21 protein-coding genes and 1 tRNA gene are annotated in these 25,957 nt (G+C 57.2%); 14 read left to right on the forward strand and 8 right to left on the reverse strand.

Annotated features, from left to right (window positions below):
* Positions 1-25: 25 nt before the first annotated feature.
* The 10 genes from ACR0DX_RS06505 to ACR0DX_RS06550 all read left to right on the forward strand — a co-directional run bounded on the left by ACR0DX_RS06505 (position 26) and on the right by ACR0DX_RS06550 (position 11,873).
* Complete coding sequence (locus ACR0DX_RS06505) at positions 26-601, forward strand: TRAP transporter small permease subunit (protein WP_170353338.1); 576 nt, start codon at positions 26-28, stop codon at positions 599-601.
* Positions 598-1,893, forward strand: coding sequence for a TRAP transporter large permease (locus tag ACR0DX_RS06510; RefSeq protein WP_170328647.1), 1,296 nt, complete (start codon positions 598-600; stop codon positions 1,891-1,893). Before ACR0DX_RS06505 ends, ACR0DX_RS06510 begins: the two co-directional genes overlap by 4 nt.
* Positions 1,893-3,785 (forward strand): sugar phosphate isomerase/epimerase and 4-hydroxyphenylpyruvate domain-containing protein, encoded by a 1,893-nt coding sequence (locus ACR0DX_RS06515; RefSeq protein WP_170353337.1) that lies wholly within the window; start codon positions 1,893-1,895, stop codon positions 3,783-3,785. The genes ACR0DX_RS06510 and ACR0DX_RS06515 overlap by 1 nt, the downstream gene beginning before the upstream one ends.
* On the forward strand, positions 3,782-4,609 hold the full coding sequence (locus ACR0DX_RS06520; protein ID WP_480845542.1) for a citryl-CoA lyase: 828 nt from the start codon (positions 3,782-3,784) through the stop codon (positions 4,607-4,609). Before ACR0DX_RS06515 ends, ACR0DX_RS06520 begins: the two co-directional genes overlap by 4 nt.
* Positions 4,599-5,786 (forward strand): Gfo/Idh/MocA family protein, encoded by a 1,188-nt coding sequence (locus ACR0DX_RS06525; RefSeq protein ID WP_247748107.1) that lies wholly within the window; start codon positions 4,599-4,601, stop codon positions 5,784-5,786. The genes ACR0DX_RS06520 and ACR0DX_RS06525 overlap by 11 nt, the downstream gene beginning before the upstream one ends.
* Entirely contained in the window at positions 5,776-6,450 is a 675-nt protein-coding gene (locus ACR0DX_RS06530; protein ID WP_170353334.1) for a hypothetical protein, read from the forward strand. Before ACR0DX_RS06525 ends, ACR0DX_RS06530 begins: the two co-directional genes overlap by 11 nt.
* A complete protein-coding gene (locus ACR0DX_RS06535; protein WP_170353333.1) occupies positions 6,443-7,633 on the forward strand; it encodes a Gfo/Idh/MocA family protein in 1,191 nt (396 codons plus the stop codon). Before ACR0DX_RS06530 ends, ACR0DX_RS06535 begins: the two co-directional genes overlap by 8 nt.
* A gap of 139 nt (positions 7,634-7,772) precedes the next feature.
* Positions 7,773-8,702, forward strand: a complete 930-nt coding sequence (locus ACR0DX_RS06540) for a sugar phosphate isomerase/epimerase family protein (RefSeq protein WP_480845545.1) — start codon at positions 7,773-7,775, stop codon at positions 8,700-8,702.
* Positions 8,683-10,092: an aldehyde dehydrogenase family protein gene (locus ACR0DX_RS06545; protein WP_170353332.1), complete on the forward strand. Its 1,410-nt coding sequence runs from the start codon at positions 8,683-8,685 to the stop codon at positions 10,090-10,092. The genes ACR0DX_RS06540 and ACR0DX_RS06545 overlap by 20 nt, the downstream gene beginning before the upstream one ends.
* A complete protein-coding gene (locus ACR0DX_RS06550; protein ID WP_170353331.1) occupies positions 10,092-11,873 on the forward strand; it encodes a thiamine pyrophosphate-binding protein in 1,782 nt (593 codons plus the stop codon). The genes ACR0DX_RS06545 and ACR0DX_RS06550 overlap by 1 nt, the downstream gene beginning before the upstream one ends.
* A gap of 103 nt (positions 11,874-11,976) precedes the next feature.
* On the opposite strand, the gene ACR0DX_RS06555 is transcribed toward ACR0DX_RS06550, so the two are convergent.
* Positions 11,977-12,204 (reverse strand): hypothetical protein, encoded by a 228-nt coding sequence (locus tag ACR0DX_RS06555; RefSeq protein WP_480845547.1) that lies wholly within the window; start codon positions 12,202-12,204, stop codon positions 11,977-11,979.
* 200 nt (positions 12,205-12,404) lie between these two features.
* Here ACR0DX_RS06555 and ACR0DX_RS06560 point away from each other — a divergent pair, with 200 nt between their 5' ends.
* The 4 genes from ACR0DX_RS06560 (at position 12,405) to ACR0DX_RS06575 (ending at position 18,272) form a co-directional block, all read left to right on the forward strand.
* On the forward strand, positions 12,405-13,646 hold the full coding sequence (locus ACR0DX_RS06560; protein ID WP_480602909.1) for a MobA/MobL family protein: 1,242 nt from the start codon (positions 12,405-12,407) through the stop codon (positions 13,644-13,646).
* Positions 13,647-13,803: 157 nt separating this feature from the next.
* Positions 13,804-15,957 carry a hypothetical protein gene (locus ACR0DX_RS06565; RefSeq protein ID WP_480602911.1) on the forward strand — a complete coding sequence of 718 codons (2,154 nt, stop codon included), beginning with the start codon at positions 13,804-13,806 and terminating at the stop codon, positions 15,955-15,957.
* Positions 15,950-16,384, forward strand: a complete 435-nt coding sequence (locus tag ACR0DX_RS06570; RefSeq protein WP_170353328.1) for a hypothetical protein — start codon at positions 15,950-15,952, stop codon at positions 16,382-16,384. The genes ACR0DX_RS06565 and ACR0DX_RS06570 overlap by 8 nt, the downstream gene beginning before the upstream one ends.
* A gap of 274 nt (positions 16,385-16,658) precedes the next feature.
* A complete protein-coding gene (locus ACR0DX_RS06575; protein ID WP_170527244.1) occupies positions 16,659-18,272 on the forward strand; it encodes a recombinase family protein in 1,614 nt (537 codons plus the stop codon).
* On the opposite strand, the gene ACR0DX_RS06580 is transcribed toward ACR0DX_RS06575, so the two are convergent.
* The 7 genes from ACR0DX_RS06580 to ACR0DX_RS06610 form a co-directional block, all read right to left on the reverse strand.
* A tRNA-Met gene (locus tag ACR0DX_RS06580) sits at positions 18,229-18,305 on the reverse strand. The genes ACR0DX_RS06575 and ACR0DX_RS06580 overlap by 44 nt on opposite strands.
* A gap of 84 nt (positions 18,306-18,389) precedes the next feature.
* Positions 18,390-19,364: an alpha/beta fold hydrolase gene (locus ACR0DX_RS06585; RefSeq protein WP_170353327.1), complete on the reverse strand. Its 975-nt coding sequence runs from the start codon at positions 19,362-19,364 to the stop codon at positions 18,390-18,392.
* Position 19,365: 1 nt separating this feature from the next.
* Entirely contained in the window at positions 19,366-20,838 is a 1,473-nt protein-coding gene (locus ACR0DX_RS06590) for a flavin-containing monooxygenase (protein WP_170353326.1), read from the reverse strand.
* A 104-nt stretch (positions 20,839-20,942) separates the two neighbouring features.
* A complete protein-coding gene (locus ACR0DX_RS06595) occupies positions 20,943-23,363 on the reverse strand; it encodes an FAD-dependent oxidoreductase (protein WP_170353325.1) in 2,421 nt (806 codons plus the stop codon).
* Between the two features lie 112 nt (positions 23,364-23,475).
* A complete protein-coding gene (locus tag ACR0DX_RS06600; RefSeq protein WP_170353324.1) occupies positions 23,476-23,715 on the reverse strand; it encodes a hypothetical protein in 240 nt (79 codons plus the stop codon).
* Between the two features lie 48 nt (positions 23,716-23,763).
* On the reverse strand, positions 23,764-24,918 hold the full coding sequence (locus ACR0DX_RS06605) for an aromatic ring-hydroxylating oxygenase subunit alpha (protein ID WP_170353323.1): 1,155 nt from the start codon (positions 24,916-24,918) through the stop codon (positions 23,764-23,766).
* A 100-nt stretch (positions 24,919-25,018) separates the two neighbouring features.
* Positions 25,019-25,924, reverse strand: a complete 906-nt coding sequence (locus tag ACR0DX_RS06610; protein WP_480845589.1) for a LysR substrate-binding domain-containing protein — start codon at positions 25,922-25,924, stop codon at positions 25,019-25,021.
* Between the last annotated feature and the right edge of the window lie 33 nt (positions 25,925-25,957).

The raw sequence follows: 25,957 nt of genomic DNA on the forward strand, positions 1-25,957 counted from the left end.
TCTACACAAGGGAGGGAGAACCACAATGAAAGGCTTCATAAAGGGGTTCTCCCGACTGACCGAAGCGATTGCCGGCGGGATGCTGGCGGCAATCTTCCTGATCTTCCTTCTCCAAATTCTTCTGCGGTACTTCTTTACCCCCGCTGGCTGGACGCTTGAACTCATCGGCATCCTCTGGGTCTGGGTGATCTTTTTTAGCTGCGCCTTCATCGTGCGCGAGAGGGATCACGTGAAGTTCGACATCATCTATCTTTCGGTGCCGATGCGCGTGCGTCAGGTCTTTGCGATGCTGGCGGCCGCGGCGATTGTGGTCGGGATGCTCTACAGTTTCCTGCCGACGTGGGACTACATCGACTGGATGAAAATCCGCAAAACCTCGACTGTGCGCAATCCGTTCTCGGGTGAGAAGATACCGCTGCGCACAGTATTCTCGATTTACGCGGTATTCATGTTGGTCGTCGCAGCGCGCTACGCTTGGCTATTCTTCGACGTCATGCGCAATGGCCCCCCAAAGACAGAGTTGGAACTGGTTGTTGGCTACAACGTGGTTGACGACCATCCACGTGTCGACGTCGAAGAGGACGAGGAAGTTAAGAAATGAGTTTTGAACTTCTTTCCTGCCTGCTCGCTCTCTTTCTTCTGGCAGGCATCGGGACACCTATTGGCTATTCCATCCTATTGGCCTCATTAGTGTACCTGGGCACGGCCGGATTGGACGTCGCACTCGCAGGCGAGAAGATCCTGCAGGGCTTCTACAAAAGCACGATCCTGCTTGCCGTGCCGTTGTTCATCGTCGCCGCGAATATCATGAATGCTGGTTCGATCACGGACCGTCTGCTGAACTTCTGCGTAGCCGCTGTCGGTCGTTTCAAGGGCGGCCTCGGGCACGTCAACGTGGTAGCGTCCCTGATCTTTTCCGGTATGTCCGGCTCGGCTGTCGCGGATGCCGCGGGGATCGGCAAGATCATCATTGAGATGATGACCAAGGATGGCCGCTACAGCCGAGGTTATGCTGCTGCTATTACCGCGGCGTCGGCGACGATTGGCCCGATCATTCCGCCCTCGATCCCAATGGTTTTGTACGCGCTCGTTTCCAAGGCCTCCATCGGATCTCTGTTCTTAGCCGGTATTCTGCCGGGCCTGATCATGGGCGTCGTCCTCATGGCGATGAACTACTATCTGGCCGGAAAGCGGAACTTTGCATTGGAAGAACCTGTTCCTCTGCGCGAATTGCCGGCTAAAACCGCCAACGCGTTTCCGGCACTGCTGATGCCCGCAATCCTGCTGTACGGTATATATGGCGGCGTCACCACTCCGACCGAAGCCGCCGCAGTTGCTGCATTCTACGCTCTGCTACTGGCAGCGTTGTTCTACCGCGCGCTGACCTTCCGTGGCCTTTATCAAGTGTTCGTCGACAGCGCGCGCTCCTCCGCCGCCGTCGGGGTGGTCATTGGTGGCGCGTTCATTCTGAACTTCATCGTCATTCAGGAACAGATTCCACAGTCGATCTCGGCACTGCTGGAGGGTTCGGATGTTAGCCCGATTGTATTCCTGATCCTCGTAAACCTGCTGATCCTCGCGCTGGGATGCGTGTTAGACGCAACAACGATCATCCTGGTGATCGTGCCTCTGTTCATTCCAACCTGCGAAGCGCTCGGGATTGATCTGGTGCATTTCGGAGTGCTGGTCGTCGTGAACTCAATGATCGGTTTGATCACGCCGCCCTATGGCATTCTACTCTTTGTGATCAACGCCGTGACGGACATTCCGCTGCGCGAAATCATCTCCGAAATCTGGGCCTTCCTCGCGGTTCTCATCTTCGCCTTGGTGATAATGATGCTGATGCCGGATCTGGTCCTGTGGTTGCCGCGTATGTTTGGATATCAGGGATAATGTGCCTGTCGGTTTCGACAACGTCGATCCCCGGTGATCTGGCTGAAAAGCTGAGTGCTATCGCTGACGCGGGATTCGGGGGTGTCGAATTACACGAACCGGATTTGACCGCTTTTGACGGACCGCCATCGCAAGTCCGCAAGATTGCATCGGACCTCGGCCTGAAGATATGCCTGTTACAACCCTTCCATAATATTGAAGGCCAGCCCGAAGCCGGACGTGAGCGCGCCTTTGATCGACTGAAGCGCAAACTCGACCTGATGAGCGAGCTGGGAACGGAATTGCTGCTTATCGGGTCTGCCTTCGAGGTCGATGTCGCTGCGACCGAAGAACAGGTAATCGCAGATCTTGGCGAGGCGGCCCAAATCGCTAAAGAAATGGGGATGCGTCTGGCCTATATGGGCTTGCCATGGTCGGATCTTATTCACTCGGATGAACAGGCGTTAGGCGTCGTTGATGCTGTCGACAGCCCTAATCTGGGGTTGGCTTTGAATTCCTTCTTCTCGCTTGCCGACGGATCCAAACCAGCCCGCCTTCGGGACATTCCCGGAGAGCGGCTGTTCCATGTGCAACTGTCCGATGCACCCCGGCTTGAGATGGATATACGTCGGCTCAAGCGGCACTTTGGGCTTCTGCCGGGGCTTGGGTCGCTGAACCTTGCGGGCTTCGTTCGCGTGTTGTCCCGCGCCGGATACAAAGGGTCTTGGTCGGTTGCACGCGTCAACGAAGCAGCTCCTCAACCCGGTGGCCGAACACTGGCCCGAGACAGCTACAGGTCGCTGGTGAACCTCCTGGATGAGGTATCCCGGACCGAGCCGGGAACCGATTTCGGCATCCCGGACCTGCCGGAACGCGTCTATGCGTCAGGCTTCGAATTCGTCGAATTTACAGCCGACGAAACAAGCGGCGCGCAGCTGGCAGATATGTTGTCAGCAATGTGTTTTCGAATGGAGCGAAAACACGTATCCAAGTCCGTCGAGCTGTGGCGGCAGGGCGCGATAAACATCGTTGTGAATACCGAAAAGGAAGGATTTGCCCATTCGGCGTTCCTGGGTCACGGCCCCTCCGTTTGTGACATGGGGTTGCGTGTCAAAGATGCGGATCAGACGGTTCAGCGGGCGACCGCGTTGGGCGCGCCGAATTTCTCACAACCGGTGGGAACAGGGGAACTGGATATCCCGGCCATTCGGGGCGTTGGTGGCAACGTCGTTCATTTCATCGATGAGAAATCCGATCTCCATCGGGTATGGGACATTGAGTTCGAGCCGGTTGCGAAAACCAAAGCCACCCAACCTGCCGGTCTGCGTCGTATCGACCATCTGGCCCAGACGATGCGTCACGATGAGATGCAAAGCTGGCTACTCTACTACATTTCGACTTTCGAGATGGCAAAATCCCCTATCGTGAACGTCGCCGACCCGTCTGGTGTCGTGCAAAGCCAGGCTATCGAAAGTCCCGAAGGCGAAGTGCGCTTAAACCTGAATGGGGCAGTTGGGCGTCGAACACTGGCGGCGTCATTCCTTGAAGATGGCTTTGGGGCTGGTGTTCAGCACATTGCCTTCCAGTCGGATGATATTTTTGAAACTTCAGCCCAGTTGCTCAAGTCTGGCTTTCCCAGCCTGTCCATCCCGGAGAACTACTACGCTGATCTGCAAGCGACATTCGGATTGGATGACGATTTGGTCGCCCAATTGCGCAGGGGGAACATTCTCTACGATCGGGCGGCGGGTGCTGAGTATTTTCAGATATACAGCCGCCCCATCTTTAACGGCTTCTTCTTCGAAATTGTTGAACGCCGTATGGGCTATGCCGGTTATGGCGCGCGCAATGCACCCATTCGCCTTGCTGCGCAAAGCAAAACCCAGCCGGTGAAAGAGGTGCAGACGCAATGACCGCGCAGACGACAGACGATGAGCGCGCCGTTCGCCAATGGTGGCGTACCTCCATCATCGACATGAAACCCGGACAGATCTCTTTTCGTGGCAACGCCATAGAGGACCTGATCGGAAACGTATCTTTCCCGCAGATGATCTGGCTTATGGTGCGGGGCGATCTACCCAGCGACGCGCAAGCGCGCCTGTTCGAAGCCGCTTTGGTCGCAGGCGTGGATCACGGCCCACAGGCTCCCTCAATCGCGGCTGCGCGTATGGCCGCCACCTGCGGGGTAGGTCTCAATAACGCGATGGCGACTGCGGTGAACATGCTGGGCGACGTGCACGGCGGGGCAGGAGAGCAGTGTGCAGAGCTGTACTATGATATCGCAGCTCGCATGGATTGCGGAGCATCGTTGAATGACGCAGTGAAGGACGGTTTGGACAGCTGGCGCGAGACCTATGGCAAGATCGTCTCGGGCTTTGGTCACAGGTTTCACAAACCTGTCGATCCACGCGCACCCCGATTGATGCAACTTGTTCGAGATGCGGCGGCAGAATGCACAGTTTCTGGCCGGTTTGCCGATATCGGAGAAGAGGTTCAAGCCGAACTCGGTCGTCAACGAGGCGGTCGGCCAATTGCCATGAATATTGACGGCGCGACAGCTGTGATCTTCTGCGAACTTGGCTTTCCTGCGCCCTTGTCGCGAGGGCTGTTCTGCCTGTCCCGCTCGGTCGGAATACTCGCTCACGCTTGGGAACAGATGAACCAGGGTGGCCGCAACAAAGGGCCGATGCCCCCTAATTACTTACCCCTCTACGAAGACAGGAATGATGACACGTGAGACATCGAAATCCTTCCGGGTCGGCCTTATCGGCTGTGGTCGTATCAGCGATATTTATCTAAAAACACTATCCAAATTCTCAAACGTTGAGGTCGTGGCTTGCGCAAGCCTTGACCCTTCGGAAAGCCGCACCAAGGCAGATCAATACGGTATCGCCAAGGCCTGTGCGCCAGATGGGGTGTTTGACGATCCGACGATTGACTGCGTTCTGAATCTGACAATTCCGGCGGCGCATGCCGAAATCAGCCTGCGTGCGTTGGAGGCGGGCAAGCACGTCTATTCCGAGAAGCCGCTGGTTATGGATCGAACGGATGGTAAGACGATTCTGCACATGGCCTCTGAAAAGGGGCTGCTGGTCGGTTGCGCACCCGACACATTTCTGGGCGGTCGTTGGCAAACCGTTCGGCGCTTGATCGATGAGGGTGCCATTGGCAAACCGACAGGGGTTTTTGCCCATGTCGGTACCCACGGGACGGAACGCCACCATCCCAACCCGGATTTCTACTACCAGGCCGGTGGCGGGCCCTTGCTGGACCTTGGGCCATATTACCTGACCGCCATGGTTTGCTGCCTTGGTCCGGTTGACCGGGTCGCCGGAATGGCTCGGCGCACGTTCGACAAAAGGATGATCGAAAACGGCCCTCGCAACGGTGAATGGATGGATGTCGAGGTCGACACGCATTCCCTAAGCCTGCTGCAGTTCTCTTCCGGGGCTATAGGGTCGATGACCATGAGCTTTGACGTCTGGGATAGCGAAACGCCGCGGTTCGAGATCTACGGTGAAAAAGGCACCATCAGCATCCCAGACCCTGACCCGGTACATGGTGCCAACATCTTTCAGGGGGATGTCTGGCTGAAAACGCGGGAGACCTCGCGCTGGTCTCATCAGCCGCGCCCATCCGGTCGCGAAGGCTGGCAGGTGGTCGTCAACAAACACGGGTTCAATGAGGACAGCCGTGGTCTCGGCCTTTTGGATCTGGCCCTGGCGGCGCAAGAAGGACGCCAACCCCGTGCAAGTGGAGCGCTCGCCTACCACGTTTTCGAGGTCATGGACGCGATCGAACGGGCACCAAAATTTGGCGCCTATCAGACGATAGAAAGCCGTTGCGCGGCTCCGGAGCCTTTGCCGGTCGATTTCCTTAACGATGAGAGGAAGGAATTGGTTCATGCCGATTGAGACACTCGACTTTGCTCAGCCATTCTTTCGCGTCCAGCACATAACTGACGAGCGCAGAATTTCTATCGAGGGTCGCGCCATCGTCCTTAACCTTGGGGGGCGAAATCTCTCTGTCGAGGATCAGACCATTGCACCGCTTTCCTCTGTGATCGTGCAAGACAGCACGCTTAGCGGCGTGGAACGTGCAGTCATTGTCCACGATTTCGACGCCCATGCCGATGACAACGAGTTGTTCGCATGGGTGAAAGATACATGGCCATCTGCTTTTGATGTTCGCCAAGAGGAGCGTTTACGCGGTGTCAGCCACTACATGTCGCCAAAGGTCTTTGTGGGTAACGTTGGGCTGACCATGTACCATTCCGGCTCGGTGCCGCTGAATGTCGGATTGCACAAGGATCATCCGTTCTGCCCGGTACCGGGGTTTCGCGAAGTGCATACACAAATCGTAGGCTTTGGGAAAATGCAGCAATGCCGTGAGCGGGATGTTGAATCCCTTTACCTCGAAGAATTCATGGCCCCCGGCACGACGCACAAACCGATGTATGACGCCGAAGGCAACTATCCCTGGCATCAGTACGAGACGATTACCCCCAGCATTTTCATGGCGGTGGAAATGCTGCCGGAAGGCGTACGGGTCCCGGAAATGGAGATTCAGAATGGCTGAGAGACTTTTTTCCGAAGACCTGAACTTTGACGGACCTTTCCCCCGATTGTCTCGCCGTTTGCGGCTGGGTGTTGTTGGCGGCGGACGTATCTCTGTCACGCAGGCAACGGCCGCGCGGATGACCGACCGGTGGGAGGTCGTCGCAGGAGCGCTCAGTTCTGACGCCATGCGAAGCAAGGCGCGCGGGGCCGAGTGGTTCCTGCCGGCCGACCGGTGCTATGCGTCCTTCGACGAGATGGCAAAGGCCGAGGCGGCACGCCCGGATGGCGTAGATGCCGTCATGATCACCACCCCGAACCACGTTCATTTCGAAGCGGCCAAAGCCTTTCTGGAGGCGGGCATTGACGTGCTGTGCGATAAGCCCCTGACCAACGAAGTCGCGGAGGCCGAAGGGATTGAGGAGATTACCGCGCGCACGGGACACATCTTTGCTGTCGGCTATGCGATGTCATGTTTTCCAGTAATCCGTCAGGCCAAACAAATCGTGGCGGAAGGCGGCATCGGTAAAATCAACCAAATCCACGTCGAGTTCATGCAAGACTGGATGACGCCCGATGATGTGGCTGATGCGCCCCACGTCAAATGGCGGCTGGACCCAAAGATTTCTGGTCCGACCAGCTGTGTCGGCGATATCGGCACCCATGCCGCGCATCTCGCCAGTTTTGTCTCGGGCCTGCCCTTGACCGACCTACGGGCTGAGTTTCATGTCTGCGGCGCGCCAAAGCCTTTGGAAGACACAGCATTCATGTTCACCCGCTATCAAAACGAGGTTCCGGGAACCCTGATGGCGACACGCCTTGCCCCCGGGAATCGGGGAGGGTTGCGGTTGCGCATATTCGGGAACGAAGGAGGTCTCGAGTGGGACCTGGAGAATTCGGAACAGCTGAAGTTCAATCGGTTCGGTGAGCCGGATCGTATCATCAGCCGAGGTCACGGGCATGGCATCGGCCCCGGCGCAGAACGTCTAATCCGGACCGCGCGCGGCTTCCCAGAAGGGATTATCGAAGCCTGGGCCAACCTCTATACGGAATTTGCTATGGCCGTAGCCGCGCGTCGGGATGGCGTTACCGTTCCGGATGATTGGCTTACTTATCCCAGTGTCGAACAAGGTGCAGATGGCGTCCGGTTTATTGAAGCCTCCGTGCGCTCTCACCAGTCCGGAGGTGACTGGGTCACTCTCTAAGGCTCTGCCAACAAGAATGAAAAACACGCCCGGGCAGTTGCCCGGGCGCTTTCATTTCCTGCTCAGTATTAAAAGTTGATATTTTAAAAAATATCAGATATTTTTTACTACGTGTGATGAATTTGAGATTCGCAGACACGTGGAGCTGCCGTTCATGGTGAAACCCGAAGAGGCTGGCGCAAGCCCCTCTCTCTATTCCTTGGCGCATCTGACGCTGATTGGCTGTACGCCGCCCGAGTTGGTCTATATCGCAGCGCGGGCCGGTTACGATGCCGTCAGCCCCCGCTTCATTCCGATGCATGTGCCCGGTGAATTCACTCAATCTCCAATCGACAAGGCACAGGTGCATGCCACCAAAACTGCTCTCTCTACCACTGGCTTGAAAGTCCTCGATGTCGAACTTGCGCGCATCACAGAAGATGTCGATCCGCGCAGTTTTGAGCCTTCTCTTGAGATCGGTGGGGAATTGGGTGCCAAGCGCATGATCATGAGCGCGTGGACCAATACCCGCGATGATCGTGACTTCCTGATCGACGTCTATTCGGAAACCTGCGAACTGGCGGCACCCTACGGGCTAACAGTGGACCTGGAGTTCCCAAGCTTTTCCCGCCTTCGTACTCTGGATGAGGCGCTTGACATTGTCCGCGCCTCCGATCAGCCGAATGGCGGTATTCTGGTTGATACGCTTTATCTGCATCTCAGCCGCGTGGATTTGGGAGAGTTGCTACACGTCCCCTCGGACCTGTTTCACTTCCTGCATATCTCTGATTGCCTGCCCGGCATCGCCGATACGCGTGAGGGCATGATCCAACTGGCCCGCGATGCGCGGCTATATCCCGGTGAGGGATGGATCGATTTCACCGGCATCATCGAACGGATGCCGCCCGTCGACTATTCCATCGAACTGCCCAACCAAAGCCGCGTTGCCGAGTTGGGATATGAAGAACACGCGCGTCGCTGTCTCAGCCACGCCAAGCGAACATTTGGCGAGGCGCGGTCACAGCGTCGTATGCCCGATGCTACAATTCCAAAACACCAAGAGGATCATCATGGGCAAAGAGCTCACTGAAAACGACCGCAACATGGCGGCAGATATGCTGGCACGCGCCCGCGCTGCCATGGCCGAGATCGAGGATTGGGATCAGGACAGGCTGGACCGCCTGTCTCAGGCCATTGCGTGGTATGCCGGTAATGAGAAAACCTTCACGCGTCTGGCTCAACAAGGCGTGGATGAGAGCGGTATCGGAGATCGCGAAGGCCGCCCAGCGAAGCGCTTCAAGATTCACATGGTGCTGCGAGATGTCTTGCGCACACCCTCGACCGGCATCGTCGAGGTTGATGAGGAAAAAGGTCTGGTGAAATATGCCAAACCTGCTGGCGTCATCGCATCCCTGATCCCAATGACTAACCCAGCGATGACACCACCGGTGACCGGCGTTTCCGCCGCCAACGCCCGGAATGCCGTCATTTTCAGCCCGCACCCGCGAACCGCTCATACGACCTTCGAAATGGTCGAGGTTATGCGTGCAGCTTGTCGTGCTGCCGGTGCCCCCGAGGACTTGTTTCAATCCATTCGCAAACCCTCGATCCCATTGACGCAACATCTGATGGAGATCTGCGACTTGACTTTGGCGACGGGCGGCAAACCCATGGTCAAAGCGGCGTACAGTTCAGGGCGTCCAGCCTATGGTGTCGGCGCAGGCAATTCATCCATTGTCATTGATGAGACTGCCGATCTGGATATCGCCGCGCAGAATACCCGTATTTCAAAGACCTCCGACTTTGGGTCGGGCTGCTCGGCCGACGGCAACATCATCATCCAGCGCTCAGTTTACGACGATATGGTCAAGGCGCTTCAAGCCGAGGGAGGCTACCTGTGTTCGGATGAAGAGAAGGCCATGCTCGAAGCGGCCATGTGGGATGAAAAGGGAAACCGTACGTTTCCGACCATTGCCTGTCCGCCGCAGCAAACGGCCAAGGTCGCCGGTTTTAGCATCCCCGAAGATCGCAAGTTTCTGATGGTTGAAAATCAGGGGCAAATCGGGCCGCAGCACAAGTTCTCCAAGGAAAAACTGACCACGCTGATGGCGCTTTATCACTTCGAAACGTTCGATGATGCGCTGGAAACGGTCAGCCAGATCTACAACACCGGGGGCAAGGGCCATTCCTGCGGCATCTACAGCCACAATGACGATCACATCGACCGGTTGGCGCGTCTGGCTCCGGTCAGCCGTATGATGGTGCGACAGCCTCAATCCAAGGCCAATGCGGGTGCCTGGACAAATGGCATGCCTATGACCAGCAGCCTGGGCTGCGGCATCTGGGGCGGCAACATCACCAACGAAAACGTCACCATGAAACACATGATGAACTACACCTGGGTCAGTCGTCCGATCCCTGAGGATCGCCCCTCGGAGCCGGACCTGTTCGGTGAGTTCTACGGACAGGAGGTCGCGTGATGGACGGAGCGAAACTGGACGGCAAAACCGTTGCCGAACATATCGTTGACTTTCTCGAACGCCGTGAGGTCAAGCACGTTTTCGGCCTGTGCGGGCACACGAACATTGCGGTTCTGGCTGCGCTGGCGGAAAGTCCCATCGATTTCGTCACAGTACGACACGAACAAATCGCCAGCCACGCGGCGGATGCATATGCCCGCGTGACGGGCAAGGCCTCGGTGGTGCTGTCCCATCTCTCCCCGGGGCTGACCAATTGCGCCACCGGGGTCGCCAACGCCGCACTGGACTGTATCCCGATGGTCGTGATCGCGGGTGACATTCCCACGCATTACTACGGTAAACATCCGCATCAGGAAGTGAACCTGCATGCAGACGCAGCCCAATGGGAGATTTACCGACCCTTCGTGAAGCGCGCGTGGCGCGTGGATCGCGCCGACCTGATGGCCGAGATTCTGGAGAAGGCGTTTCACCTCGCGGAAAGCGGTCAGCCTGGCCCCGTGTTGGTCAATGTGCCGATGGACATCTTCTCGGAAGTCATCCCGTCGGACAGCTTTGATCGTATTCTCGGTAACACGAACGCGCTCAAGAAACCATCGATCGACGACAAAACCGCGCGTGAGATTGTCGAGGCACTTGCTAAGGCCGAAAACCCAGTAGCTTATGTCGGAGGTGGTATTCTTCTGGCACAGGCCAGCGAGGAGTTGCGAGAATTTGTTGAACATATGGGCCTTCCAGTCGCGCATTCCCTGATGGGTAAAGGCGCGTTGCGAGACGACCATCCGCTTGTGCTGGGAATGACCGGGTTTTGGGGCACCGAATTGGTCAACCAGTCCTGCTTGAATGCGGACTACATCTTTGCCGTGGGCACTCGGTTCAAAGAGGCTGATTGTTCAAGTTGGTACCCTGGCTACACGTTCAACATTCCCGGATCGAAGGTCATTCATATCGACATTGAGCCGCAGGAGATCGGTCGGAACTATCCCACCGAGATCGGAGTCTTTGCTGACGCCAAGGCCGCTTTGTGCGTCCTCAACCGGGTCGCCCGCGAGATGTATCCGGACGGCTTCAAGCGCCCCACGCTGGAGCAGAAAATCGCTGGCTTCCGGACGGACTTCAAAGCGCGCAACGAGGAAATGGCGACTTCATCGGCCTTTCCAATGATGCCCGAGCGTATTCTGGCAGATACCCGCAAGGCACTGCCCGAGGATGCCATCATCACAACGGACGTTGGGTGGAACAAGAACGGTGTCGGGCAACAGTTCGACATTTTGACGCCGGGTTCAATCCTGACCCCCGGCGGGTTCGCGACGATGGGTTTCGGTCCTCCGGGCGCGATCGGCGCGAAACTGGCGGCACCTGATCGCATTGTCCTCAGTCTGGTGGGCGATGGTGGCTTCGGTCAAAACCCGTCGATGCTCGCGACTGCCGTCGAACTCGATCTGGGCATCATCTGGCTGGTTATGAACAACAACGCCTTCGGAACTATCGCCGGCCTTCAAAAAGCGCACTACGGTCTGACCTATGGAACGACGTTCCCCGGATCAGCCGCCGCACCCGCAAACGGACCGGGCTATGCCGACATAGCGCGAGCCTACGGCGCGGAAGGGCACAGACTCAGCGCTGCTGACGAGTTGTTGCCTGCATTGGAAGCGGCAATCGCCAGCGGCAAACCAACCGTGCTGGATGTGCCAATGATCAACAACCCGACACCAACGACCGGTCATTGGAACATCCTGGACATTTATTCGCCGGACAAGGATGTTTCTCACGTCGCGACCTGACGATACTGAGCGCGGTAAGCCGCGCCAGTTTTTTTCTTTCAATAGGCCCAAGTCAGCCAAACCTTCTGAGAGCGTGCAGTGCCTCAAGAAGATCTAACTGGGTTTACAGCCCTAACAGCTCTCGATCTGAGTCGCGTGAGATACTTTCGTGCAGAAGCTTGAGCAACCGATCAGCTTTGTCTCTCTCAATTTCCTCGAGAAGCTTCAAAACAGCAGCGCCATAGATAATCTTTTTGCGCGTTTCATCGCGACGCCGTTGTTTGCTCGCCCGGGCCTGAAGGTCTCTGAGCCTCACGCGCGCCTGCTCGATTTGTTGATCCAGATCCGCCATTTCGTCCTCCCTTACTTGAAGTGGTCGAACAGGAAATGCGGCCCGGATCCCGGCTTCGCCACTCGGGCGCGAAAATGTGGCTCCGCCAAGCCGCCGTGTGAGCGGCCGTCCGCATGCCCGCTGGGCAATGCGCGCAGTTACGCAAACTTGGGGTTTGCCTGCGCGCCTGCCGCGGGCTTTTTTGTGCGGAGATCGGGTTGGTGCCCGATGTCCTTTACATGATACACCCCGCCAGCAGACTCGAAGTCATCCTGCATTCTCGTGCCGACGGTCGCTCCGCCGTCAAATCCGCCGCTTACACCGCGCGCACCACCTTCCGGGATGCGCGGGTTGGACGACGGTTTTCGCCGGGCAGAAAGGGTGGCCTCCTGTCGCATGAATTGATCAACTGGACAGGAAACGCCGAGGAGCTCTGGAACGCAGCCGAGCATTCTGAGCGCCGAAGGAATGCAAGAGTCATCCGCGAACTGCGCCCATCCTTGCCACGCGAGCTACCGCTTCTCGAGCAGGTTGGGCTTGTCCGCGGCTTTTGCCTCTGGCTTCGCGATGAATACGGCGTTGCCGTTCAAGCCGACATTCACGCGCCGCGTTTCTTGTGCCCTGAGGAAGAGAAACGGCACAGCGCGGGCAAACTCGAACTGACGCGAGAAGACTACGAGCAGAGGCTCTTCAATCCATCGAAGACCAACCTGAATTTCCACGCCCACATCCTGATGACGACGCGGAAGGTTGATAGGATCACTGGCGATTTTGGTGAGAAAACGCGTGTTCTTGACGACAGAACCTCAGGCCCCGGAGAAATCAAGCGTATCCGCGGAGAATGGGAAAAGCGGACCAACGCGGCCCTGCGCAAGATTGGCTCCCACGCGCGGGTTGATCTTCGTTCGTATGCCGAGATGGTCGAGACAGGCGATGCACCGCAAGGCCTGGCAAGACAAGATCATGTCGGGCCACGCAGATCCGCCAGGTCGCGCCGCAGACTGCAAGAAAGCGGAAACGACGACACAGTTGCCGGAGTGCGGCGCCAGGCTGTCCAAGAACACAATTCAACACTCTGGCACTCGTGGTTGCAGCTGCGCGCCCTGGAGCGTCAGAGAGACGACCTCGAAGCGGAGCGTATCGCGCGGGTGAGAGAGGCTGCCCGCAAGAAAACGGCCAGCGATGAGAAACGTCGAATGCTGGAGGCGAGATCCGAGCGCGAAGTGAAAGCAGCGCTGGAAGCTTCGTCGCAAATAGAATGTCTCAGAACTGAGACAGCATACCAGCAAGCGGTGCGATGGGCGACAGAAGGCATAGACGCCGATCCATCAGATATCCTCGATGAGGAATTCTCCTCTGATGTCGACCTTGAGGCGTATCACCCACCTCAGCTCCAGCGGAATGATCGGGTTTCCAACATACCGCGTGTAAGAACGCGCAAGCCGCGTCAGCGTACGCGATGACACCGATGCCAGTTTTTGCAGGGCGCAACACTTGATGCGATCTACAATGTTTGGACTCGAGCCGTTGATCGGTTGACGGGCATGGGGCGTCACCCGGGCCTTGCCTTTCTTTGCTTGGATTTTTCTGTGCCAACAACCGTAGAGCCAATTCCCGCGGATGAAGCACACCGATCCGCGCGACTTTGCCCCGCATTCAGATGATATCCACACCGTTTCGCCAGAGGAATACGTTCAACTCCTCCATCCGCAAGGAGTGATTGGGAATCCTGCCGTTCTGATCAAGAATTCCGAGAAGCCAAGCCAACAATTTTCACGTTGTCCGGATGGGATTGTAGCGTGTCTTCATGCGCTGCTGGATCGGACATCGTTTATCTCGCTGAACCGGTTTAAGGGCACACGCTGCAATTCAGGATTGGTCAGCCTGAATTCGCTTTATGTCGATCTGGACTATCACAATGATCCCGGCTGGCGCGCTGAGGGTGAAGAAGACGTTCAGGCAGCCGTCGCGGGCCATCTTCTGATGCGCGGTGTCTCTGAGCCATCATTCTATTTGCGAACGGGACGAGGACTGGCCGCAATCTGGCTGATCCATTCGATGCCACCTGCTGCACTATCCCGCTGGCAGGCGGCAATCAGGGCATTGATGGATCTGCTTGCTCACTTTGGTTCGGATCGTTCTTGCAATGACCCAGCTCGCGTCTTCCGCATTCCCGGCACTCGAAACGAGAAATCGGGCCGGGTCGTTCAGGTGTCTGGTGGGAATTGCCAACGCCAGGATTTTGATGTCCTTGCCGATCAGATTTTTGCCGCCGTCGGGCGGCCCACCCGTTCCGAACTCGCAGAGCGCCGCAAGCAGCGTCAGGATCGGGAGCCGGGTAGTCAGACAATGCCGCGGGGATTGACCCAAGCTGAGCGATTTGAACAGATCCTGAAAGATCTCGAGGCTTACCGGATTTACCACGGTGGGGTGATCCCGGTGGGGTACCGAAACACATGGCTGCACTTCTATGCCACCTGCCTGACCCATCAGTCAGACACCCAGGGTATCGAAGGTCACATTCAACGAGCGGCAGACATGGCAACGCCCGGGCTATGCCAGAACGAAACGAACGCCATTATCAAGCAGGCTCTTGCGAAGTCAAAGCTGCAAGCTTGCGACAATGCACGCGAGAGCGAGAGATATTGTTACCGCGGCTCGACTGTTGCGGAGCGTCTCGACGTATCAGCGGATATGGCGCGTCAGTTGAGCATGCGTCAGGTGATGCCAGCGGAAGAGCGCCACCGCAGAAAAGCTGAACGGGAACGAGCACGGCGTGCTGTTCAGGGGAGTACCTCGCGAGATCAATACCTGCTCGAAAACAGCGCATCGAGAAACAAGCCCTGGCTGAACTATGGTCTTGGTAGGTCCCAGTATTACGCGCGCAAGAAGGCAGGAACACTCCCAGAGCTGCCCGTTGCTCCGGACCGGACAGGTCCATGTCCACTACAGGGGAACCATTCTGGACACAGAGAACTCTGTGGCCCTCCAAAAGAGGCACAGCATTCGGAAACACCCGTCAACCGACCCATTGGAAACACTTCGAACACTCTGGCGGCAGATCGGAAAGCTGCAACAGACCAAACAACAGCGCACGGACGAGAACCGAAACAGCGGAAAAGGCAGGTCGCCCACCTTCGACTGCGCAGTCCGGATGTCGCGCAGCCGAAAGTGGGAACCAGCCCAAACACGGTGGAAGACGCGGCTCTTTTCAACTTCGATGAAGGATGTCTCATGACACTTCAAACTGAAATCGCGCTGCCCTCCGAGAACTGGAAATCCCGTTTGAAAGTTGGCGATGTCGTCGCGTTTCGCTTCCCCCATGAAACGATGGGAGAGGATGATCCCAAAGTTCGGCCGTCGCTGGTTATTGATGTCGAGGAAATGGCCGGTGAGCGCTTTGCGGTTCTGGCTTACGGCACAACGAACCCCTGTCCACGCAAGCAGGCCTATTGCGTCGATGTGCGTTCGGAAGAGGAGCGGGAACAGGCTTCTTTGAGGGCGCCAACACGCTTCAATGCGGCTCGACGTGTTTCCGTATCTGTCAACAACAGCGGCTTCGACAGAAACTCCGATGGAACGCCCGTATTGGGTGAACTCGCCGACGCAGCGCTGGATCGACTTCATCGCGTTCGCGCACGAATACATGCAGAACGCGATATCCGGCGCTCCCGTAGGTTCGGCAGCAGAGGCTCGGGTCGAAAGATACGCGCCGTCACGGTTGAAACGCGGCGCAAGGGACGGCCGGATACGCGGGAGGTGCGCTATGTATGATAGCATCGCACAGCAGCTATTGCCCATCGAGGCAGCGATCCTCGATGCGCTCAACATGGTGCCCTCAGCGTCGAAGGCACTCGACACGCTAATCGACAATCTGGAGCCCAGTGGCGCGCGCATTGCTTATCGTTTTGGCTCACGCCTCCGTGCGGGTGAAATGTTCGGTGATCGCGATCTCAATGATCTCGAATCCCTGCTCCAACCTGTCTTGGCTGAGATAGAAGCCGGATGGGTGAGCGAGGTGATTGCAGACGAGCATTGCCCGGGCGGTGCTTGGATCAACAAGCGGCTGACAAATCGAGCAGCCGAATTGAACCGGACCGTTGAACCTTTGGTGGCGCTTCAAAGATGTCTTCAACTCATCCAGAACCTGCGTCGAGCCGACCGAATAACACGTCGAGTGATCGCTGAAACGCAGACTTAGCCTGCAGCCTTCGGAGAGCGTTTCTCGCTCTCCGAACCGTTCGGATTAAACTGCGTTTCTAAATTTTCCAAAGGAGACCGATCTCACGCTCGTTGAAACATAAAGCGAGCACCATGACAGTTCAAAAACCGATCCAAACCGATTTTTCGATTTGTGAAGAGATCACCAAGTCCCCAGCAGCAAAGCAAAACCCGACGCCAGATGTTGGTTTGCTTGAGCTCGTCCGGGAATTGGCCCGGGCGGCAGCACAACAAGACGCGAGGAACTCGAGAGAATGCAACGCCGCGCTGCGATCTACGCCCGCTATTCGACCACGCTCCAGTCGGAGCGCTCCATTGAAGATCAGGTGGAGCTCTGCCGACGCTACCTGACAAGTGAAGGCTATAGGGAGGTCCGGACATTCGAAGACAGGGCCAAAACCTCTGAGACTCTGATTGGGCGAGTTGGTTTTGCTAATCTTCTCGAAGCGGCGAGTGCGGGGGAAATTGATGCACTGGTCGTGGAGTGTGTTGATCGGATCAGCCGGGACGCAGGTGATCTTCATAAGGTGCATAAACTGCTTAGCTACGCTGGCGTCGAAATCATTTCAGCCAGCGAGGGGGTACAGTCGGAACTCCAGATTGGCCTTCGCGGCTTCGTCGGTACGGTTTTCCTCAAAGATCTGCGTGAAAAAGTGCATCGCGGAATGTCAGGCAACATAGCCAAAGGTTTGAGTGCCGGCGGTAAGGCTTATGGTTACTCACCTATTGCGGGAAAACCCGGGGAGCTCCAGGTCAAGGCACACGAAGCGGAAGTTATTTGCCAAATCTATAAGGCCTACGCAGAAGGAGCCTCCCCGCGAGATATTGCTCATGATCTCAACGCTCGCGGTGAGTTACCGCCTCGTGGGACGAAGTGGAACGCGTCAACGCTGAATGGAAACGGCAAGCGCGGCTACGGTATTCTCAGAAATTCCCTTTATGCTGGCATACTCGTTTGGGATCGCGTCAAAATGGTACGAAACCCGACAACAGGCAAAAGGGTCAGCCGTGAAAAGCCGGTCAAAGACTGGAAATTTGCGGAAGTTCCGCACCTTCGTATTGTCGAAGAGGAACTTTGGGACGCAGTTCAGCGGCGTTTGGCCACGCAGTCTGCGGCCAAGCGATCGGGAAAATCGACCCGAAACCCTGTGCGCCCGTTCTCGGGGCTGATCAAATGCGGGTGCTGCGGTGGCGGCATGTCGATTCATGACAGAAACGGCAATACCATCCGCATCCGTTGCTCAACGGCCAAAGAGAGTGGCTCCTGCAACAATAACGGGAAGGTTCGCCTCGACAAGATCGAGAGCGCTCTGCTGACCGAACTGCGAAAGGAGTTGTCTGAGCCAACCTACATCGATGAGTTCATCCGCACCTACAATGAAGAACGTCGCAAACTCAACGCAGCGGACAAACCGGACAGGAAGAAGCTCGAACGCGCGGTAGCAGAAGCTAACAAGCTGCTATCGCGCCGTATTGAACTTTTCGAGATGGGAATTCTTGAAGGAGTTGAAGGAGAGGCAAAGTTGACTGAGGCCAAACAACGCGTTTCGGTTGTCACGGACGTATTGGCCAGCTTTGACGAGAAGGAGAAGGCGCTCGAATTCAATCCAGCGACAGCATCCAGGTATGTCACTGCACTGGATGAAATGATCTCTTCCATGCAGGCACATGACGGCAATCCGAACCCAAAAGCGCGTGACGCGGTGCGCGGCTTGATTTCGGAGATCGTTGTGTCTCCAACCGAGAAAGACGGCGTGCCAGTCGAGGTGAAGGGCCGCCTTAGCGCCTTGGTATCAAATCGTTCCAAAAAGCTGGGGGGTTTGGTGGTAGCGGAGGAGGGACTTGAACCCCCGACACGCGGATTATGATTCCGCTGCTCTAACCAACTGAGCTACTCCGCCATGAGTGAGAGGCGATTTAAGCGAGGGGCCCAAGAGGGTCAAGAGGGAAATGGCCCCGGTGCGAGATTCTTTTTTAACCCAGTCTCACGTCGTTCCGGTATCGGAGTTATCCGCTTCCGCTGTGCTTTTCGCTATGCGGCGAATGAAGTCGGCGCAGGTGTCGGGTGCGGTTATCGGGATCATGTGACCCAGCCCCTCAAGCCGCTCTTCGGCCAGGCCGAATTGAGCCATCGGAGCGCCATGTGCCTCGGGTGAAAGGATCGCGTCCTGTGCGCCATACAGGATGCCTCCGGGGGTTTTGAGGTCACCGTAGCGGGCCACTTGTCCCTCAAGGCTTTCGTCAATGCCGACAATGTCCTGCGAGGCGGTTATGAATGCCGAAGCGCGCAGGCCCAAAGCCCCACCAGCGCGGTCGAGAAAATCACTGGGTGCCGGTTCGGGATCAAACACCGCGCTAAGTGTATGTGGGGCAGTTTTTGCGGCAATTGGAACGGCAATGGTGTTGCCGATAAAGGTGCGCAGCCATTGGGTGCGGATCTCTAGCGGTTTAAACACAGCGGGCGGCCCGGGCATCACCTGTGTCAGCGGGGCCAGCAGGGCCAATGCTTTTGTTTTTTCAGGATAGTCCAATGCCATGGCCAATGAGACCGCCCCCCCGAGCGAATGCCCAACAAGGATTGCATCAGACACGCCTTTGTTGTCCAGAAACGCCTGTATCATGCGGCCCTGTTCCGGTAGTCGGCCCAGTTCAGCAGTATCGCGGGTCGAGTAGCCGCAGCCGGGGCGGTCCACAGCGAGGACGTGGTAATCATCGGCCAGCAGGTCGACCATCGCATAAGTATAGTGTTGCAGCTGCCCACCGAGGCCATGAATCAGCACAAGCGTCTGTTTGGAAGGGTCGCCTTTTTCGACATAGTGGATATTGCCTCCACGCACAGGAGTGATCTGACCCAGTTGAGGAACACGGACAAGCCCGTCGCGGGTCAGTTTTCGGGTCCAGACATTCATGACCACGAAAAATGCGGCGATCAGAAGGACAAGGATCAGAATTACGTTCATCTCAATTCTCCGCGTGTTGGGAAGGAAGGGGTTGGTAATGTTCTAACCCGGAGCGCGCCATACGCTTTTCAAATTCGGATACAGTGCCGGGCCATAGCGTGGTGTTGCGGCCTTTGGCGTCCTGATACCATGACGTACATCCGCCCGCCTGCCAAACGCTGTCCGTGTGCCGGTTCTGCATCTCTTGAGTGAAGGCTGCCTGTTTTTCGGGGTCGGGCGTTACAACCTGCAGACCGTCGCGCTGCATTTCGTCCAAAACGCGGCCGATATGGCGAACCTGTGCTTCGATCATCAGTACCACAGAATTGTGCCCCAATCCCGTATGGGGCCCAAGCAGAATGAAGAAGTTCGGGAAGCCTGCAATCGCAGTGCCCAGATTGGCTTTCATTCCGTCAGCCCATGCGTCGCGTAGGCTTACACCGTCGTCGCCCGAGATATTCAGGTATTCGACCATATCGGTGACGTGAAAGCCGGTGCCCCAGATCAGTATATCGGCCTGTGATTGGGATCCATCCGCAGCCGTGATCTGATCGCCCTCGATTGAGGTCACGCCCTGCGGCACAACAGACACGTTGGAACGCGCAAGAGTTGGATACCAGTCGTTCGAGCTGAGGATACGCTTGCAGCCAATTTGGTAGTCGGGCGTGAGCTTGGCGCGCTCGTCCGGGTCACTGATCGCCTTTTCCATGGCAGAGCGCCACATCTTCATGGCAAAGTTCACAGCGCCTTTTTCTCCGCGAAATACCCGGTGGCGGTATTCGAACACCATGTAGATCAGCTTGCGGCGCAATTTGGGTAACATGGGAACACGCTGATACAGCCTGCGGACCCATGGCGCGATTGGGCCATCCGGGCGCGGCAGAACATATGGGGCGCTGCGTTGGTAGATTGTAACATGCCCCGCCATTTTCGCGATCTCGGGGACGAATTGGACTGTGGAGGCTCCGGTGCCGATCACCGCGATACGTTTACCCGACAAAGAGACGTCGTGATTCCACTGGGCAGAGTGGAAACTTGGCCCGGTAAAACTGTCCGCGCCGGGGATGTCTGGAATGCTGGGCACGTGCAGTGCGCCTATGGCGGAAACCAATATCCGCGACGACCAATGCTGCCCGTCTTCGGTTTCAACCTGCCATTGGGCTCCGTCCCACCGCGCGGACTTAAGCTGTTGATGAAAATGGCAAAGATCGTACAAGTCCTCGTCTTGTGCGACCCTACGCAGATAAGCCTGGATTTCCGCCCCGCCTGCGTATGCGCGGCTCCAGTCAGGGTTCAGATGAGTGGCCATTGAATAAAGATGCGAAGGCACATCGCAGGCAACGCCGGGATAGGTGTTTTCACGCCATGTGCCGCCGATATCGCCCGCTTTTTCAAGGATCGCGATATCGGTTATCCCGCGCTTACGGGCCTCAATCGCCATGATCAGCCCCGAGAACCCGGCACCAATAATCAGCATGTCGGTCTTATGTTCCACGCGCCCCGCCCCTCCCAAAACGATCCAGATGGTATGTGAAGGATATAGGCAGGGCAGGGCGCGTGGATAGGGTCTCGTAGGGTCAGGGGTAGATCACGGTTCAATCAGGCGCGCAGTTTTTCACCTTTTGCATCGAACGGAGGCTCTTGCAGGATGGTGGCCTTGTGCGGCCGGCCCAGCACCATCACTTCGACCTCATCACCGGGTTGAGCGTTTTTGACATACCCAAGCGCCAGTGACATGCCGACCGTGTAGCCATAAGTGCCCGAGGTCACACGGCCGATCCCTTTTCCGTCCTTGAAGATCGGCTCACCACCGGTTGCGTCGGCATTGGACGCGGTCACGTCGACCTCATCCAGATGCAGCAGGATCAGCTGCTCTCGGGCAGGGTTTTCAAGAACCTTTTGCGCGGCCTCCTTGTTCAGGAAGTCTTTGTCGAACTTGCACAAACGATCCAGCCCAACTTCGTGCGGCCAGTATTCGGGGCTGTATTCGCGGCTCCATGACCCATAGCCTTTTTCGACCCGCAGCGACATCAATGCGCGACTGCCCACGGGGCCTGCACCGAACTCTTTGCCAGCTTTCAGCAGCGCCTCATAAAGCTGCGCCTGATCTTCGGTCTTGCAATGCAACTCCCACCCCAAGTCACCGGTGAAGGACACGCGGAGGGCCAGAACCTTGATCCCGGCCATCTCGATTCTGGCCGATCGCATGAACGGGAAGTCCTCAGTCGCCAACGATGTGTTAGTCAGGCGTTGCAGGATCTCACGCGATTTCGGACCGGCGACGTTGAAGCCGCACATGGCTTCGGTGTGGCTGTCGAATGTGGTGCCTTTGGGCAGCGGAACCTGCTTGAAGAAACGCTTGTGATATCGCTCGGCCATGCCCGAGCCGATGATCCAGAATTCGTCCTCGGTCACGCGGGTGACAGTAAAGTCCCCGGCAATGCCCCCGCGTTTCGAGATCAGTGGCGTCAAGCAAGACCGGCCAACCGCCTTGGGCATGGTGTTGGCGAAGACCGCATTCAGCCAATCCGCCGCGCCGGGACCTTTGCAGATATATTTGGCAAAGTTCGAGATATCGATGATGCCCGCCCGCTCGCGCAGCATCCTGCATTCTTCGCCCACAGGTCCCCACCAGTTCTGGCGGGTAAAGCCGTTGGTATCCACCGTGCCCGGCTCATCCGCGAACCAAAGCGGATGTTCCCAGCCGACATTCAGGCCGAATACCGCACCCATGGCCTTTTGGGTCTCATAGATCGGGCGCACGCGGGCAGGGCGGCCTGCGCTGCGCTCCTCGTTCGGGAAGTGGATTGCAAAGCGGTGGGCGTATTGGTCGCGCACCTTGGTTTTGGTGAATTCCTTTGTCGCCCATGTGTCGAACCGGGCCATATCCCAGGCGAACATGTCGTATTGGGTTTCGCCTTCGATGATCCACTGCGCGGCCATAAGGCCCATGCCACCGGATTGCGAAAAGCCGGGGATGATGCCGTTGCAGCAGAAATAGCCATCAACCTCGGGCACCGGCCCCATCAAGACATTCGAATCCGGCGACCAGATCATCGGGCCGTTGATGACACGCTTGATCCCGGCCTCACCTACGGCAGGCAGGCGCTCGATGGCGTTCATCATGTTCTCTTCGATCCGCTCAAGATCGTCGGGGAACAGGTCATGGGCAAAATCCAGCGGCGTGCCGTCTTCGGCCCAGAATTTCATGTCTTTCTCATAAGCACCGACCAGCAGGCCGTTGCCCTCTTGCCGCAGATAATATTCTCCATCCCGATCACTGACCGAGGGCAGGCGGGTGCCATGCGCCTGCACGTCTGCCATCGCTTCGGTCACGAAATACTGGTGTTCGGTGGGCTGCAGAGGCAGCTCGATTCCCGCCAGCCGCGCCACTTCGCGGCCCCACAGACCGGCGGCATTCACCACCCAGGGCGTTTTGATGTCACCCTTGGGCGTGCGCACGATCCAGCTGCCATCCTCTTGCTGATCGGTTGCCGTAACCGGAGTGAAACGATGAATCTCGGCCCCGCGCTGGCGCGCGCCCACCGCATAGGCATTGGTCACGCCCGACGGGTCCACATTGCCGCCATCGGGTTCGAACATCACGCAGCGGATGCCGTCATAGTTGACCAGAGGGTTCAGGCGTTGGGCCTCTTCAATGCTTATCTCATAGAAATTCATGCCATAGAGCTTGGCCTTGGCCGCCTGCAGGCGAAGCTGATGCTCGCGCTCTTGGGTCTGCGCCAGATAGAGCGAGCCGGGCTGGAACACGCCGCAGCTCTGGCCTGTTTCGGCCTCAAGCTCTTTGTACAGGGTCATGGTATAGTGCTGAATACGGCTGATATTGGTGCTGTCATGCAGCCCGTGGATGTTCGCCGCCGCGTGCCAGGTTGAGCCCGAGGTCAACTCGTCCCGTTCCAGCAGCACCACATCTGACCACCCTAATTTGGTCAGATGATACAGGATAGAACACCCGATCACCCCGCCGCCAATTACCACCGCCTGTGCATTCGTTTTCATGAGCCTGCCATATCCAAGTTGGGTTCTTCGCGCTTTGTGTCACCAAGGGTGTTGCGCGGACAACGGACATAAATTTCAAGTTGAGTTGAGCGAGTTTAACTTGACGCTAACCTCAGAATTCCAACCGATGAGCGCGCCCGTAGGCGGCCAGTCGTGCGTTCAGGGTCTTTGCCTCAGGCGCGCCGGATTCCAGAGCGAACACAAAGGCATGGGTCAGATAGAAACAGGCCGCGTCGATATCCTGCACCGCTTCGCGTTCGTCTGCGGCCATCGTATAATAGCGAATGAGGGCGCCATGATCGTTGTGATCATGGGCTTCAAGCAGCAGGCGATCCAGATCGGTCTTGTCCATCGGGTCTCCATCAGGGCCGATCAGCAAAAAGCCGACCAGCCCGCTATCTTACTCTGCGCGACCGTTTTCGATCTGCGAGGCAACCCAATGGTGGAAGTTATGGGTCGGACCGTCCATCGCGGGCGAAAAACGACCTCCGTCGAACAGCACGCCGTGGCGGCCTTTCTGCATCCCTTCGACCACGAAGACGTCTTCTTCGAATACGGTCTTCCACAGTTGCGCATTCGAGGCGCGCAGGCCGTCGTGCTGTGGTGTCTCGTCGATGCTTTTCGCATAGTAGAGCTCGATGTGTTCGACCGTATTTTCCTGGTCGACCGGCTCCAGCACAATTGCGAAGGCGTGGTCGCGCTGCACGCCCAGCAGGACATTCGGGTACAGCGCCACATATTCCGCGCCCTCATTCCATTTGTCGCTCAGGCCGTCAAAATCATCAAAGGTAGCGCCGTCTTGGTCGGTCAGCTGTCGATAGACCAATGTGCCCTGACCCGAGTAATGCCCGCGCTCTTCGATATTGTAATGGTCTTCCAGCCGGGAATAGCTGTTCAGGCCGGGGTGAACCCAAGGCAGGTGATAGCTTTCGCAATAGTTTTCGACTGCCAGCTTCCAGTTGGTCTTGACCTCAAGCTTGAACGAGGAGGTCTCGCCACCGTGATGCACCGGTTTGTCGAACTCTTTCCAACGTTCCATTAGCGCGGCGTGGGCGTCCTCGAATGCGGGGGCGTTGCCGTCCACGTTAACAAAAATCACGTCACGCCAGACATACGAGCGGACGCGGACAAGACCCAGATCTTTGCGGTCAACATCCTTGTGTGTGTTGTGGCCGGGGCCGCCCACATGGGGTGTCGCGCGTAGCTCGCCTTTCAGGCTGTAGCACCAGCTGTGGTAGGGGCAGCGGATCGCGCCGCCGATCTTGCGGGGGGTGTCGACCAGTATCATGCCCCTGTGGCGACATGTGTTCTGGAATACACCGATTTCACCATCCCGGTCGCGCACGATCAACAGGGGCATGCCCAGAAAATCGACCGGTTTGGCATCGCCTTCCTCGGGAACGTCCTTGCCGAACCCGATCCCTGACCAGTTCGCATATAAGACGGACTTGCGTTCCTCGGCAAAGACGACCGGGTCGATGTAATGCTCGTTCGGCAGACCGTTGGCCACATTCACATCGGCCAGAACCGAGGACAGCGGGCTATATTTGTTCATCGGGCTCTCCTGAGGGTATTGCTGGATGCGTTTCATCCGTTTTGGCGGAAGGGCCTGCCTTTTCTCAATACCAGAAAACCTCATCACTGGGTGACTTCACCTAAACCGAACCATCCCGTACCTCTTGAAGAATCCAGTTTTTCAACGCGCGTGCGCTTTCAGACAGTTCGTCATCCGGCCGCCCTACAAGGTAGAATTGGTTAGGCGCGGTCAGGTGATGCGGCCCAAGGGTCACCAGTTTTCCCGATTGCAGCATGGGTTGAATAAGGCGCTGCCAACCAAGCACCAGGCCCGCCCCTTTGCGCGCCAGCTGCAACGCGACCGAATAGCTGTTCACGCGGGATACGATCGGGATTTTACCGGGGTAGCCAAGCTGCTGGAACCATTCGGGCCACGTGGTCCAACTGCGGTCATCCGATTCAAGATGAATCAGGCGCTGCGCGGCAAGCTGTTCCAGATCGGCGCCGGTCAGTTTCCGGGCCAGTTCAGGGCTCGCCACGGGGGTCAAGTGGTCGCGAAACAATGGTGTATGCGATAGGCTCGGGTCACTATCGCGACCATAGCGTATGAAAAAGTCGATATCCGGCCGGTCACGGAATGGTCTGTCCTGCGCAATTTGATCCACGTTGACCTCGGGCATCTCGCGCCAGAATCGGATCACAGCCGGCGACAGCCACAGGGCTGCTACGGCGGTCGTGGATCCGACAGTGACCTTACCCACCGACACGCGACCACGAATTGTGGCCAGAGTCTTTGAGATGTTGGAAAATGAAGATGACAGTGCCTCGAACAAGGCTTTTCCGTCTTCTGTCAGTTCAACCCCGCGATGCTTGCGTTGGAAAAGGGCCGTTTCCAAATCGCCTTCCAACGCCTTGATCTGGTGACTGACAGCACCGGGCGTCACCGATAGCTCTTCTGCCGCATCCTTGAAACTCAGATGCCGCGCGGCGGCTTCGAAAGCGGCAAGCGTTGTCAGCGGGGGTAGGTTGTAGTGACGTCTGGACATAATCGCAGGGACCTTGAGTGATGCATTCGCATG

This window comes from Ruegeria sp. D3 (genome assembly GCF_056534465.1).